The organism is Curtobacterium sp. MCBD17_040, from assembly GCF_003234805.2.
Taxonomy (GTDB): Bacteria; Actinomycetota; Actinomycetes; order Actinomycetales; family Microbacteriaceae; genus Curtobacterium.
Window position 1 is genome coordinate 1,870,172 of the sequence record NZ_CP126273.1, and the last position, 12,553, is coordinate 1,882,724.

The following is a 12,553-nucleotide window of genomic DNA, read 5'->3' on the forward strand; positions in this document are numbered from 1 at the left end:
ACGGACCGTCAGACCCCGGCCGTCACGAGGCCGGCGGCGACCCGCAGCGCCTCGACACGGTCGAGGGCCTCCCAGGTGAACCCGGGGAGCTCCCGACCGAAGTGTCCGTAGGTCGCCGTCGCGGCGTACGTGGGGCGGAGCAGGTCGAGGTCGCGGATGATCGCCGCGGGCCGCAGGTCGAAGACCGCCCGGATGGCGTCGACGATCACGGCGTCGTCCACGTGGCCGGTCCCGAAGGACTCGACGTACAGCCCGACCGGGGCGGCGCGGCCGATCGCGTAGGCGACCTGGACCTCGAGCCGGTCGGCGAGACCGGCGGCCACCGCGTTCTTCGCGACCCACCGCAGGGCGTACGCGGCCGAACGGTCCACCTTCGACGGGTCCTTGCCGCTGAAGGCACCGCCACCGTGCCGCGAGGCGCCGCCGTAGGTGTCCACGATGACCTTGCGGCCCGTCAGCCCCGCGTCGCCCTGGGGACCGCCGATCTCGAAGCGGCCGGTCGGGTTCACGATGACGTCCACGGCGCTCGAGTCCAGCGCGACCGTGCCGAGCACGGGGCGGATCACCCGGGCCGTGATGTCGACGGTGAGTTGCTCGAGCGACACGGTCGGCGCGTGCTGGGTCGACAGCACGACGGTCTCGACGGTCCGCGGGGTCACGCCGTCGTACCCGATCGTGACCTGCGTCTTGCCGTCGGGTCGGAGGTACGGCAGCTCGCCCGACTTGCGGACCGCGGCGAGGCGCTCGGCGAGCCGATGTGCGATCCAGATGGCGACCGGCATGTACTCGGGCGTCTCGTTCGTCGCGTAGCCGAACATGATGCCCTGGTCACCGGCACCCTGGCGATCGAGCGGATCCGTCGCGCCCGTCCGGGCCTCGAGCGCGTCGTCGACGCCCTGCGCGATGTCGGGCGACTGCGAGCCGATCGAGACCTCGACACCACAGGTGTGGCCGTCGAAGCTGACCTCGGACGAGTCGTACCCGATGCCGGTGATGACGTCGCGCACGATCGTGGGGATGTCGACGTAGCCGGCAGTCGTGACCTCGCCCGCGACGTGCACGAGACCGGTCGTCACGAGGGTCTCCACCGCGACTCGGGCGTGGGGGTCGACGGTCAGGAGCGCGTCGAGGATGCGGTCCGAGATCTGGTCACAGATCTTGTCCGGGTGCCCCTCGGTGACCGACTCGGAGGTGAAGAGGCGGAGTGCGGACGTCACGGATCAGGCGTCGGGCGTCTGCGGCGTGGCAGTCAGCTTGTTCTCGTTGATCTCGTGGAGCGCGACCGACAGCGGCTTGTCGTCGATGGTCGAGTCGACGAGCGGGCCGACGTTGTCGAACAGGCTGCCCTCGTGCAGGTCGGCGTAGTAGTCGTTGATCTGCCGCGCACGCTTCGACGCGAAGATGACGAGCGCGTACTTCGACTCGACCTTGGCGAGCAGGTCGTCGATGGGCGGATCGATGATGCCCTGGGAACGGTCGGCCATGGGAGCTCCTCGGTAGGTTGACGAGCGCCGGGTCACGGCGCGGAGAACAAGTCTACGACCTCCTGCGCAGCGGTACGGACATCGGAGTTCACGATCCGGACGTCGAACTCGTCCTGGGCGGCGAGCTCCACCTTCGCCGTGTCGAGCCGCCGTTGCTGCTCCGCGGGGCTCTCGGTCCCCCGCCCGATGAGCCGCCGGACGAGTTCCTCCCACGTCGGCGGGAGCAGGAACACCAGGAGCGCCTCGGGCATCGCGGCGCGGACCTGCCGCGCACCCTGCAGGTCGATCTCGAGCAGCACGTTGCGCCCCTGGTCGAGCGCGCGGTCGATGGGCGGTCGGGGCGTGCCGTATCGGTAGGAATTGTGGACCGTCGCCCACTCCAGGAGCTCGCGCTCGCGGACCATCCGGTCGAACTCGGCGTCGTCGACGAAGTAGTAGTGGACGCCGTCGACCTCGCCCGGGCGCGGTGCCCGGGTCGTCGCGGAGACGCTGAGGAGCACCTCCGGGTGGTGTTCCCGGATGTACGCCGAGACCGTGCCCTTGCCGACCGCGGTGGGCCCGGCGAGCACGACGAGCCGCGAGGCGCGTCGGCGACGACCGGACCGCGACGCCAGCCAGTCCGCGAGTTCCCCGCGCTGCCGCGTGCCGAGGCCGCCCAGCCGCTTCGTCGGTGCGATGCGGAGCGTGGCCATGACGCTCTCGGCACGCGCCGGACCGATGCCCGGGAGGCTCGTCAGGAGGTCGCGGACGCGGAGCGACTGCTCCGCGGTGGCCGCGTCGCTCCCCCAGGCAGCCCGCGCGACGTCGAGCCCGGACCGGGCACCGGAGGCCACGTCGGCCTTCACGGCTGCCCGCGCCCGGCGTGCGGCGACGGCGGCCCGGGCGGCCGCGGCGCGGTCGACCTCAGGCGGCCGGGACCCGCGAGGTCCGGACGCTCCGCCCGGGGGGACGTCCTCGTTGCCCGTGCCGTCCACGTTCACGCGAGCGCCGCCGCGATGCGGTCGACCCGCGCGGCGACCTCGTCCTGGACCCCGTCGGGACCGGACGCCAGCAGGCCACGCGACTCGTTCACGAGGACCTGGTCGGCGACGGCGCCGAAGCGCGCCCGGAGGTCCTCGATCCGGGCCCCCTGCGCGCCGAACCCCGGCGCGAGCACCGGTGCCGACCCCACGGCGTCCGTGCGGAGACCGAAGTCGGCGAGGTCGAGCGTCGCGCCGATGACCAGTCCGACCGAGCCGAGCTCCCCCGGCCCGCCCGTGTGCTCCCCTGCCCTGCGTCGGTTCTCGTCTGCCACGTCCAGAACGATACCGGCGGCGACGGACGACCCGGAACGGGGCCCCTCCTGCACCACGGCGGTCTGCAGGACCCGGCCTTCGGGGTTGCTCGTGGCGGCCAGGACGAACACGCCCGCCCCCGCCGCCGCCGCGACGTCGAGCGTCCCGGCGAGGGCGCCGAACCCGAGGTACGGGGACACCGTCAGGGCGTCGGACGCGAGCGGCGAGGAGGGGTCGAGCCACGCGGCGGCGTAGTCGTCCCCCGTCGACCCGATGTCCCCGCGTTTCGCGTCCGCGATGACGAGGAGGCCGGCGTCCCGTGCGCGCCGGACCGTGGCCTCGAGCGCCCGGTAGCCGGCGGCGCCGGCGACCTCGAAGAACGCGACCTGGGGCTTCACCGCGGCGGCGCGGCCCACGGCGGCGTCGACGAGCACCGCGCCGAACGCGGTCAGACCGGCCTCGTTCCGCGGGAGTCCCCAGGCGCGGAGCGTCGCGGCATGCGGGTCGATCCCGACGCACAGCGGCGACCGCTCCCCCATGGCGGACCGGAGGCGCGCACCGAACCGTGTCGCGCCTCCCGTCCGAGCCGACGGAGCGGTCGCCTCGTCGGTCACCAGGTCGCCCGCTCGAGGGCGTAGTCCTGGAGGCTGCGCACGCTGTGCGGGGTGCCGATCGTCTCGATCGCCGCGACCGCCGCACCGAGCTGCGCGATGGTCGTGAAGAGCGGCTTGTCCGCCGCCACGGTCGCGGCGCGGATCTCGTACCCGTCCGCGCGACCGGCCGCCCCGCTCGGCGTGTTGATGACGATGTCGACCTCGTCGCGGGCCAGGAGGTCGACGACGTTCTCGCCACCCTGGCTGTACTTGCCGACCACGCGGACGTCGATCCCGTTGCGGCGCAGGATCTCGGCGGTGCCCTCGGTCGCGATGATCGTGAACCCGAGCTGCTGGAGGCGGTGCACCGGCAGGACGATGGCCCGCTTGTCCGTGTCCGCGACGCTGACGAACACGGTGCCCGAGGTGGGCAGACCGCCGTACGCGGCGATCTGGCTCTTGAGGAACGCCCGCGGGAAGTCGCGGTCGATGCCCATGACCTCGCCGGTGGACCGCATCTCGGGGCTGAGCACGCTGTCCACGACCTGGCCCTCGCGGGTCCGGAACCGCCGGAAGGGCAGCACGGCCTCCTTGACCGCGATCGGGGCCTCCATCGGGACGACCGAGCCGTCACGCTCGGGGAGGAGACCCTCGGCGACGAGGTCGTCGATCGAGCTGCCGGTCATGACGCGCGCCGCCGCCTTGGCCAGCGGGATACCGAGCGCCTTGGACACGAAGGGGACGGTCCGGCTCGCACGGGGGTTCGCCTCGATGACGTGGAGCACACCGGCCGCGATCGCGAACTGCACGTTGAGGAGACCCGCCACGCCGACCCCGCGGGCGATCCGCTCGGTCGCCGCGCGGACCGCGTCGATCTCGGCACGACCGAGCCCCACCGGCGGCAGGGTGCAGCTCGAGTCGCCGGAGTGGATCCCGGCCTCCTCGATGTGCTCCATCACGCCGCCGATGTAGAGCCGCTGACCGTCGAACAACGCGTCGACGTCGATCTCCACGGCGTCGTCCAGGAACCGGTCCACGAGCAACGGCAGATCCGGGCCGATGATCGCCTGGTCGGCGACGCGGTCGAAGTAGTCGACGAGCGAGGGGCTGTCGTACACGATCTCCATGCCGCGACCACCGAGGACGAACGACGGACGGACGAGCACGGGGTAGCCGATCTCCTCGGCCACGGCGGTCGCGCTCTCGAGGTCGTGCGCCGTGCCGTTCCGCGGGGCCACCAGCCCGGCCTCGTCGAGGATGCCGGAGAACAGCCCCCGCTCCTCGGCCAGGTCGATCGACCGCGGGCTCGTGCCGAGGATCGGGATGCCGGCGGCCTCGAGCGGCTTCGCGAGCCCGAGCGCGGTCTGCCCGCCGAGCTGCACGACGACGCCGACCAGCTCGCCCGACGCCGCCTCGGCCTCGATGACCTCGAGGACGTCCTCGGCGGTCAACGGCTCGAAGTAGAGGCGGTCCGAGGTGTCGTAGTCGGTCGACACGGTCTCGGGGTTGCAGTTCACCATGATCGTCTCGAAGCCGGCGGCCGCGAGTGCGAAGGACGCGTGCACGCACGAGTAGTCGAACTCGACGCCCTGCCCGATCCGGTTCGGACCGGAACCGAGGATGACGACCTTCTTGCGGTCGCTCGGAGCGACCTCGGTCTCGGCGTCGTAGCTCGAGTAGTGGTACGGCGTGAGGGCCGGGAACTCCCCGGCGCAGGTGTCGACCGTCTTGAACACGGGGCGGATCCCGAGCTCGTGGCGGGTCGCCCGCACGGACTGCTCGTCGGTCCCGCGGAGCTCCGCGATCTGGGCGTCGCTGAAGCCGTGCTGCTTGGCCCACCGGACCGTGCCCGCGTCGAGCGTCGACGCCCCGCGGACCTCGGCAGCGACCTCGTTGATGAGCACGATCTGGTCGACGAACCACGGGTCGATCCCCGTCGCCGCGAAGACCTCCCCCGCCGTGGCACCCGCGAGGAGCGCCTGCTGCACCGTCACGATGCGACCGTCGGTCGGCACCCGGGAGGCCGCGAGCAGGACGTCCTTGTCGCCCGGCTCCGCAGGCCAGTGGAAGCTCGATCCGCGCTTCTCGAGGCTGCGCAGCGCCTTCTGCAGTGCCTGCGCGTAGTTGCGTCCGATCGCCATGGCCTCGCCGACGCTCTTCATCGTCGTCGTGAGCGTCGCGTCGGCCGCGGGGAACTTCTCGAACGCGAACCGCGGCACCTTGACCACGACGTAGTCGAGCGTCGGCTCGAAGCTCGCCGGCGTCTTCTGGGTGATGTCGTTCGGGATCTCGTCGAGGCGGTACCCGATGGCGAGCTTCGCCGCGATCTTCGCGATCGGGAACCCGGTCGCCTTCGACGCGAGCGCGCTCGAGCGGGACACCCGCGGGTTCATCTCGATCACGATGACCCGGCCGGTCGCCGGGTCGACCGCGAACTGGATGTTGCAGCCGCCGGTGTCGACCCCGACCCGACGGATGATGTCGATGCCGATGTTCCGCAGGTTCTGGAACTCGCGGTCGGTCAGCGTCAGGGCGGGCGCGACGGTGATGGAGTCGCCGGTGTGCACGCCGACGGGGTCGACGTTCTCGATCGAGCAGACGACCACCGTGTTGTCGGCGTGGTCGCGCATGAGCTCGAGCTCGTACTCCTTCCAGCCCAGGATCGACTCCTCGAGCAGGACCTCGCTCGTGGGGCTCGCGTGGAGGCCGTCCCCCACCATGCGGACGAGCTCGTCCTCGGTGTAGGCGAACCCGGAACCGAGACCACCCATCGTGAAGGACGGGCGGATGACGAGCGGGTAGCCGAGATCGAGCGCGAACGCCTTGGCCTCGTCGACGGTGTGGGCGATGTGGCTCCGGGCCACGTCGGCACCGGACTCGAGCACGAGCTGCTTGAAGAGCTGCCGGTCCTCACCGCGCTGGATCGCGTCGACCTTGGCGCCGATGAGCTCGACGCCGTAGCGCTCGAGGATGCCGGCCTCGTCGAGCGCGATCGCCGCGTTGAGGGCCGTCTGTCCGCCGAGCGTCGGGAGCACGGCGTCCGGGCGCTCGATCTTGATGATCTCCTCGAGCGAGTCGTTCGTGATCGGCTCGATGTACGTGGCGTCGGCGAAGTCCGGGTCGGTCATGATCGTCGCCGGGTTGGGGTTGACGAGGACGACCCGGACGCCCTCGGCGCGCAGGACGCGGCACGCCTGGGTGCCGGAGTAGTCGAACTCGGCGGCCTGCCCGATGACGATCGGCCCGGAGCCGATGACGAGGACGGATGTGATGTCGGGGCGCTTGGGCATCAGTCGTTGCTGCTTCCGGTCGTGGTGGCCGAGCTGTCGCTCGGCCGGTCGTGCATCGGGTCGGCGGCGGGCGTGGTGGCGGCGGCCGTGGCGGCGTCGAGCGGACGCCCCTCGCGCCGGGCGATCACCATGTCCCGGAACCGGTCGAACAGGTACATGCTGTCGTGCGGGCCCGCCGCGGCCTCGGGGTGGTACTGCACGCTGAACGCGGGGATGTCGAGCGCGCGCAGGCCCTCGACGACGTTGTCGTTGAGGCTGAAGTGGCTCACCTCGACCCGTCCGAAGCCGATCGGCGACTCGAGCACCTCGCCGACGGGTGCGTCCACCGCGAAGCCGTGGTTCTGGCTCGTGATCTCGACCCGCCCGGTCGTCGTGTCGAGGACGGGCTGGTTGATGCCGCGGTGCCCGAACGGGAGCTTGTACGTCCCGAACCCGAGCGCCCGACCGAGCAGCTGATTGCCGAAGCAGATGCCGAAGAACGGCCGGCCGTCACGCAGGGTCTCACGGAGGAGCGCGACCTGGGCGTCCGAGGCCGCCGGGTCGCCGGGGCCGTTCGAGTAGAACAGGGCGTCGGGGTCGAGTTCGCGCAGCCGGTCGATCGAGACGTCCTGCGGCAGCACGTGGACCTCGAACCCGCGCGCCGCCAGGTACCGCAGAGTCGAGGTCTTCACCCCGAGGTCGAGCACCGCGAGGGTCCCGATGCGGTCGCCCTCCGGCTCGAGCACGTACTCCTCGCGGGTCGAGACGGCCGCGGAGAGGTTCTGGCCCGTCATGTCGGTCTGCTCGCGCACGACACGGAGCTGCTCGTCGGGTCCGAGGTCCGCGTCCGCGCCGCTGAACACGCCGCCCTTCATGGCCCCGGCGTCGCGGATCCGGCGGGTGACCGCGCGCGTGTCGATGCCGGAGATCCCGACGATGCCGTCACGCTCGAGGTGGTCGTCGAGGCTCGCGTTCGCGCGGTGGTTCGACACGATGCGGCTCGGGTCCCGCACCACGTAGCCCGCCACCCAGATCCGACCGGACTCGGGGTCCTCGTCGTTCACACCCGTGTTGCCGATGTGCGGTGCCGTCTGCACGACGATCTGGCCGGCGTACGACGGGTCCGTCAGGGTCTCCTGGTACCCCGTCATGCCGGTGGCGAACACGACCTCGCCGAGCGTGCGGCCGCGGGCGCCGTAGGCCCAGCCCTCGTAGCGGGTGCCGTCCTCGAGGACGAGCAGTGCCCGTTCGCGTGTTGTCATCGTGTCGGTTCTCCTCCGTCGCCCGTGTCCGGGCCTCGCTCGCCCGTCACCGGGCTGGTCGTCTGGGTCAGTTCCCGCAGGGCCGCGAGCGGAGCCGCATCACCCGAGGGGAACCGGAAGTAGCTGTCGAGGTCCGTCGCACCTGCGGCGCCGGTCGCCCGCCATCGCAGTCGGACGAGTCCGCCGCGCTCGACGACGCGGTCGATCGCCCAGGTGGCGCGGTCCGCCCCGCGGACTGCACGACGATCCACGAACCGCTCGGGTTCGCCGGCGATCGAGAGCACGACGCCCTCGTCGTGGACCCTGAGCGCGGCGCGCCCACGGAACCCGAGGCCTCCGCCGACGATCCGCTCGAGCGGCTGATCGGCGCGGGTCGTCGCCACGTACAGGCCGTCCCAGGAGCCGAGCGCCGTGTGCAGTCCCGGGGGCACCGGGACGGGAGGCACGACCGCGTCCTGCCCGCGTCCTCGCCGCCGCCACGTCCGCGCCATCACGACGAGCAGCGCGACGATCACGAGGAGGATCACGGCCTCCGTGGACCAGGTCATGCCGACACCGCCGTCGCGGCGCGCGCCGCTGCCGCGACGCGCTCGGCGTCGACCGCACGGCCGTCGAGGACCGTCGCGTAGCCGTGGTGGAACGTCGCCACCACCCGTCCGGGCAGGCGCATGCCGAGGTACGGGGAGTTCGTCGACTGGCCCGCCAGGTCCTGCCGCTGGAACGTTCGCGACGCTGCGGGGTCGTAGAGCAGTACCTCGGCCGGTGCGCCCGCCGTGATCGCCTGCCCCTGGCCGGCCACCTGCCCGATCCGCGCGGGCGCCGAGGACAACACGCGCGTCACGTCCTCCCAGTCGAGACCACCCGTGGCGACCACGGACTCGTGCACGACGCTGAGCGCCGACTCGAGCCCGACCATGCCGTTCGCCGCGGCCGGCCACTCGCAGCACTTCGCCTCGTCGGTGTGCGGAGCGTGGTCGGTGGCCACGATGTCGATCGTGCCGTCGGCCAGCGCGGATCGCAGCGCCTCGACGTCCTCGCGACGGCGCAGCGGCGGGTTCACCTTGTACCGGGCGTCGTAGCCGTCGACGCCGTCCGGGCCCCCGGCGATGAGGTCCTCGGTGAGGAGGAGGTGGTGCGGTGTGACCTCGGCCGTCACGGCGATCCCGCGGGACTTCGCCCACCGGATGACCTCGACGCTGCCGGCGGTCGACACGTGGCAGACGTGCAGCCGCGCGCCGACGTGGTCCGCGAGGAGGACGTCGCGGGCGATGATCGCCTCCTCGGCGACCGCGGGCCACCCGGCGAGCCCGAGCTCGGACGAGAGCGCGCCCTCGTTCATCTGCGCGCCGATCGTCAGACGCGGTTCCTGGGCGTGCTGCGCCAGGACGCCGCCGAAGCCCGTGATGTACTCGAGCGCCCGACGCATGAGGAGCGGGTCCGAGACGCACGAGCCGTCGTCGGAGAACACCCGCACCCGCGCTCGGGAGGTCGCCATCGCGCCGATCTCGGACAGCTGCGCGCCCTGGAGCCCCTGGGACACGGCCCCGATCGGGCGGACGGTCACGTAGCCGGCGGCGTCGCCGAGCGCCTGCACCTGCTCCACCACACCGGCGGTGTCGGCGACGGGCGAGGAGTTCGCCATGGCGTTGACCGCGGTGAACCCACCGACGGCCGCCGCGCGCGACCCGGTCAGGACCGTCTCGGACTCCTCGAAGCCCGGCTCGCGGAGGTGCGTGTGCAGGTCGACGAGCCCGGGCAGGACGAGCAGGCCGTCGGCGTCCACGACCTGCGCCGACCCTGCGTCGACCCGCGCGCCGACCTCCGCGATGCGGCCAGCGCGCAGGAGGACGTCGGCTCGGGTTCCGTCGGCGAGGGTGCCGCCGCGGATCAGGTGGGTGGTCGTCATGCCGTCGCCTCCTCGGCGGTCGGGGTGCTCGTCGTCGGGGCACCCGTGCGGTCCCCTCCGGTGAGGCAGAGGTAGAGCACGGCCATCCGGACCGACACACCGTTCGCGACCTGCTCGACGACGGTCGACCGGGGGTCGTCGGCCGCGATGCCCGCGATCTCGAGACCGCGGTTCATCGGCCCGGGGTGCATGACGATGGTCCGATCCGGCAGCGCCGCGAAGCGTCCCGCGGTGAGGCCGTAGTGCCGGGTGTACTCGCGGGGGTTCGGGAAGAACGCGTCGTGCATGCGCTCCTGCTGCACCCGGAGCATCATGACGACGTCCGGGGCCTCCGCCAGCGCGGCGTCGAGGTCGTGGTGCACCGCGGCACCGAACGGCCGTGGCGTGACCGGCAGGAGCGTGGGCGGTGCCGCGAAGGTCACGTGCGCACCGAGCGTGCGGAGCAGCCACGCGTTCGAGCGGGCGACCCGGGAGTGCAGCACGTCGCCGACGATGAGGACCCGCACCCCGTCGAGGTCCCGGCCCCGCGAGTCGGCGCCGTGGATCCGACGGCGCATGGTGAACGCGTCGAGGAGGGCCTGTGTCGGGTGCTCGTGGGTGCCGTCCCCGGCGTTCACGACGGCCGCGTCGACCCAGGCGCTGTCGGCGAGCACGCGCGGGGCGCCCGACGCTCCGTGGCGGATGACGATGCCGTCGACCCCCATCGCTCCGAGCGTCTGCACGGTGTCCTTGAGCGACTCCCCCTTCGAGACGCTCGATCCCTTCGCCGCGAAGTTGATGACGTCGGCGGACAGTCGCTTGGCGGCCGCCTCGAACGAGATGCGCGTCCGGGTGGAGTCCTCGAAGAACAGGTTCACGACGGTCTTGCCGCGGAGCGCCGGGAGCTTGCGGACCTCGCGGGTGCCGGTGTCGGCCATCTCCTCGGCGACGTCGAGCACCTCGATGGCCTCGGCACGCGGGAGGTCCCGGGTGGACAGCAGGTGCCTCATCGGACGGTGACCTCGGGCGCGGTCCGGGCACCCTCGATGACGACCTCGTCGACACCGTCGGTCTCGGCGAGGTGGAGCGAGATGCGCTCGTCCGCCGCGGTCGGCAGGTTCTTGCCCACGTGGTCGGCCCGGATCGGGAGTTCCCGGTGCCCCCGGTCCACCAGGACGGCGAGGCGGACGGCCCTGGGCCTCCCGATCGTCTGCAGCGCGTCGAGCGCGGCGCGCACGGTCCGGCCGCTGTAGAGCACGTCGTCGACGAGCACGACGACCTTGCCGTCGATGCCGCTCGCCGGGATGACGGTCCGGTGCGGCGCGCGACCGATGCCCCGGCCGAGGTCGTCACGGTGCATGGTGACGTCCAGGGTGCCGACCGTGCCGGCGCCCGTCTCGATCGACTCGAGCACCCGTGCGAGGCGCTCGGCGAGGACGGCGCCGCGCGTCGGGATGCCGAGCAGGACGAGGTCCGAGCCGCCGTGGTTCGCCTCGAGGACCTCGTGGGCGATGCGCGTCATCGCGCGCGTGATGTCAGCGGACTGCAGCACCGTGCGGGCGCCCATGCCGACCTCCTTCCCCGCCTCACAGGACGGCATTAAAGGACTCGATCGCCAGCAACCCTACCGACCCGGATCGGGCTCCGCCACCGCACCGGCGTCGTCGGCCGTCGTGGCCGTCCGTGCCCGCCCGCGGCCGGCCACCGCCCCGAGGACCCCGTTGACGAAGCCGGCGGAGTCGTCGGTGGACAGCGACTGGGCGAGTTCGACGGCCTCGGCGATCGCGACCGCGTCGGGGACCTCGTCGTTCCAGCGGATCTCCCACACCCCCATGCGGAGGATGCAGCGGTCGAGCACGGGCATCCGCGCGATCGTCCAGCCCTGGGCGTGGTCCACGATGATCCGGTCGATCTCCGCGCGGTCGTCGTCCACTCCCGTGACGATCTGGCGTGCGTAGTCCCAGCTCGAGGCCCGCTCGGGCTGGTCGAGGTGGCGGACGGTCTCGGTCGCGAGGACCTCGGCGATGGGCAGGCCGCGGACCTCGGCGACGTAGAGCATGTCGAGTGCGCGTTTCCGCGCCTTCGAACGGGCGCTCATCGAACCCCCGCCTCAGTCGTTGACGCGGCCGAGGTAGTCACCCGTGCGGGTGTCGACCTTGACCTTCGTGCCGGTCTCGAGGAAGAGCGGCACCTGGATCTGGTAGCCGGTCTCGACGGTGGCGGGCTTCGTGCCGCCCGTCGAGCGGTCGCCCTGGAGGCCCGGCTCGGTGTACGTGACCTCGAGCACCACGCTGGCGGGGAGCTCGACGTACAGCGGGTTGCCCTCGTTCATCGCGATGGTGGCCATCGACGACTCGAGCAGGAAGTTCTTGGCGTCACCGACGATCTCGCTCGGGATCGTGACCTGGTCGTAGGTGTCGGTGTCCATGAACACGTAGCCGTCGCCATCCGTGTACAGGTACTGGAAGTCGCGTCGGTCCACCGTCGCGAACTCGAGCTTCGCCCCCGCGTTGAACGTGCGGTCGACGACCTTGCCGGACGTGACGTTCTTCATCTTGGTGCGGACGAACGCGCCGCCCTTGCCCGGCTTGACGTGCTGGAACTCGATGACGGACCAGAGCTGGCCGTCCATGTTGAGAACGGCGCCGTTCTTGATGTCCGTGGTGCTCGCCATGCGCGTGTGTTCCGTTCGATGTTGAGATGGTGGTGTTCGTCGGGTGGCCGGAGGCCTCGGACAAGTGTAGCGGAGCCGACCCGGTGCCCCTCCGGGCCGCCGCGGGAGGAGG

General features: G+C 71.9%; 12 protein-coding genes. All 12 read right to left on the reverse strand.

Translation table 11 applies throughout. From position 1 onward, the window contains the following. Positions 1–8 precede the first annotated feature (8 nt). From metK to efp, 12 genes are read right to left on the reverse strand one after another with little or no spacing between them, the layout of a single operon-like run. Positions 9–1,217 (reverse strand): methionine adenosyltransferase, encoded by a 1,209-nt coding sequence (metK, locus tag DEI94_RS08830; RefSeq protein ID WP_111025645.1) that lies wholly within the window; start codon positions 1,215–1,217, stop codon positions 9–11. 3 nt (positions 1,218–1,220) lie between these two features. Continuing rightward, on the reverse strand, positions 1,221–1,484 hold the full coding sequence (gene rpoZ, locus DEI94_RS08835) for a DNA-directed RNA polymerase subunit omega (protein ID WP_111009151.1): 264 nt from the start codon (positions 1,482–1,484) through the stop codon (positions 1,221–1,223). 32 nt (positions 1,485–1,516) lie between these two features. Further along, positions 1,517–2,458 carry a guanylate kinase gene (gene gmk / locus DEI94_RS08840; RefSeq protein WP_111025712.1) on the reverse strand — a complete coding sequence of 314 codons (942 nt, stop codon included), beginning with the start codon at positions 2,456–2,458 and terminating at the stop codon, positions 1,517–1,519. 2 nt (positions 2,459–2,460) lie between these two features. After that, on the reverse strand, positions 2,461–3,372 hold the full coding sequence (gene pyrF, locus DEI94_RS08845; protein WP_258377927.1) for an orotidine-5'-phosphate decarboxylase: 912 nt from the start codon (positions 3,370–3,372) through the stop codon (positions 2,461–2,463). Continuing rightward, positions 3,369–6,641, reverse strand: a complete 3,273-nt coding sequence (carB, locus tag DEI94_RS08850) for a carbamoyl-phosphate synthase large subunit (protein WP_111025646.1) — start codon at positions 6,639–6,641, stop codon at positions 3,369–3,371. The genes pyrF and carB overlap by 4 nt, the downstream gene beginning before the upstream one ends. Next, positions 6,641–7,882, reverse strand: coding sequence for a glutamine-hydrolyzing carbamoyl-phosphate synthase small subunit (carA, locus tag DEI94_RS08855; RefSeq protein WP_111025647.1), 1,242 nt, complete (start codon positions 7,880–7,882; stop codon positions 6,641–6,643). The genes carB and carA overlap by 1 nt, the downstream gene beginning before the upstream one ends. Beyond that, positions 7,879–8,430 carry a PH-like domain-containing protein gene (locus DEI94_RS08860; protein WP_111025648.1) on the reverse strand — a complete coding sequence of 184 codons (552 nt, stop codon included), beginning with the start codon at positions 8,428–8,430 and terminating at the stop codon, positions 7,879–7,881. Before DEI94_RS08860 ends, carA begins: the two co-directional genes overlap by 4 nt. Continuing rightward, positions 8,427–9,788, reverse strand: coding sequence for a dihydroorotase (locus tag DEI94_RS08865; RefSeq protein WP_111025649.1), 1,362 nt, complete (start codon positions 9,786–9,788; stop codon positions 8,427–8,429). Before DEI94_RS08865 ends, DEI94_RS08860 begins: the two co-directional genes overlap by 4 nt. Next, a complete protein-coding gene (locus DEI94_RS08870) occupies positions 9,785–10,777 on the reverse strand; it encodes an aspartate carbamoyltransferase catalytic subunit (protein ID WP_111013251.1) in 993 nt (330 codons plus the stop codon). The genes DEI94_RS08865 and DEI94_RS08870 overlap by 4 nt, the downstream gene beginning before the upstream one ends. After that, positions 10,774–11,334 (reverse strand): bifunctional pyr operon transcriptional regulator/uracil phosphoribosyltransferase PyrR, encoded by a 561-nt coding sequence (gene pyrR, locus DEI94_RS08875; RefSeq protein WP_181434791.1) that lies wholly within the window; start codon positions 11,332–11,334, stop codon positions 10,774–10,776. Before pyrR ends, DEI94_RS08870 begins: the two co-directional genes overlap by 4 nt. A 57-nt stretch (positions 11,335–11,391) precedes the next feature. Continuing rightward, positions 11,392–11,865 (reverse strand): transcription antitermination factor NusB, encoded by a 474-nt coding sequence (gene nusB, locus DEI94_RS08880; protein ID WP_111025650.1) that lies wholly within the window; start codon positions 11,863–11,865, stop codon positions 11,392–11,394. 12 nt (positions 11,866–11,877) lie between these two features. Then, the gene (gene efp, locus DEI94_RS08885) at positions 11,878–12,441 is read right to left on the reverse strand and encodes an elongation factor P (RefSeq protein WP_111009159.1); all 564 of its coding nucleotides are present in this window, start codon (positions 12,439–12,441) and stop codon (positions 11,878–11,880) included. Positions 12,442–12,553: the final 112 nt, after the last annotated feature.

Coding starts and splice junctions, on each gene's coding strand:
- rpoZ (WP_111009151.1), bottom strand. CDS start 1,484: ATGGCCGACCGTTCCCAGGGCATCATCGATCCGCCCATCGACGACCTG.
- carB (WP_111025646.1), bottom strand. CDS start 6,641: ATGCCCAAGCGCCCCGACATCACATCCGTCCTCGTCATCGGCTCCGGG.
- carA (WP_111025647.1), bottom strand. CDS start 7,882: ATGACAACACGCGAACGGGCACTGCTCGTCCTCGAGGACGGCACCCGC.
- DEI94_RS08860 (WP_111025648.1), bottom strand. CDS start 8,430: ATGACCTGGTCCACGGAGGCCGTGATCCTCCTCGTGATCGTCGCGCTG.
- DEI94_RS08865 (WP_111025649.1), bottom strand. CDS start 9,788: ATGACGACCACCCACCTGATCCGCGGCGGCACCCTCGCCGACGGAACC.
- DEI94_RS08870 (WP_111013251.1), bottom strand. CDS start 10,777: ATGAGGCACCTGCTGTCCACCCGGGACCTCCCGCGTGCCGAGGCCATC.
- pyrR (WP_181434791.1), bottom strand. CDS start 11,334: ATGGGCGCCCGCACGGTGCTGCAGTCCGCTGACATCACGCGCGCGATG.
- nusB (WP_111025650.1), bottom strand. CDS start 11,865: ATGAGCGCCCGTTCGAAGGCGCGGAAACGCGCACTCGACATGCTCTAC.
- efp (WP_111009159.1), bottom strand. CDS start 12,441: ATGGCGAGCACCACGGACATCAAGAACGGCGCCGTTCTCAACATGGAC.